This is a genomic window from Pseudoalteromonas sp. SANK 73390, assembly GCF_054966645.1.
This window is the reverse complement of sequence record NZ_ARPN01000104.1, coordinates 1-601: the sequence shown is the minus strand read 5'-3', so window position 1 is coordinate 601 and position 601 is coordinate 1. Positions and strand designations below refer to the sequence as shown.

The window sequence follows — 601 nt, the reverse complement described above, 5'->3', positions numbered from 1 at the left end:
ACTGCAAAGATAGATGTAATGCAAGCGACCCCAGCGACATGGCAACTACTATTACAAGGCGGGTGGGAGCCAAGCAAAGGCCTTAAAGCGTTGTGTGGTGGCGAAGCAATGCCTCAAGAAATGGCAAAGGCACTGCGGCATAGGTTGACCCCGCTGGGGGGCAGTTTATGGAATATGTACGGGCCAACAGAAACCACAATTTGGTCTGCGCTGTATAACGTGACTGATGAGCAGATAAATATTGGCAAGGGTATAGCGAATACCCAGCTTTATGTATTGAACCGCTTAGGTCATTTACAAGCGCCGGGTAGCATTGGAGAGCTGTGTATTGGTGGTGATGGTTTAGCTCAAGGATATTGGCAGCGAGACGATTTAACAGCGGAGCGTTTTATTGATAATCCGTTTGGTGAGGGAAGGTTGTATCGTACGGGCGACTTGGTACGTTGGACGACGGCAGAACATTTGGAATACAAAGGGCGAATAGACCAGCAGGTTAAGTTAAGAGGCTTTCGAATTGAATTAGAAGAAATAGAACAGCAACTTGGACAGTTACCAGATGTTGAACAATGCGCAGTAACATTAGCGGTGGCCCCTAATGGGG

General features: G+C 47.8%; 1 protein-coding gene. It reads left to right on the top strand.

The annotated features are described in order from the left end of the window. Window positions 1-18 precede the first annotated feature (18 nt). Window positions 19-601 (top strand): AMP-binding protein (locus SANK73390_RS12535; RefSeq protein ID WP_462766330.1); only part of this gene is annotated, 583 nt, incomplete at its 3' end.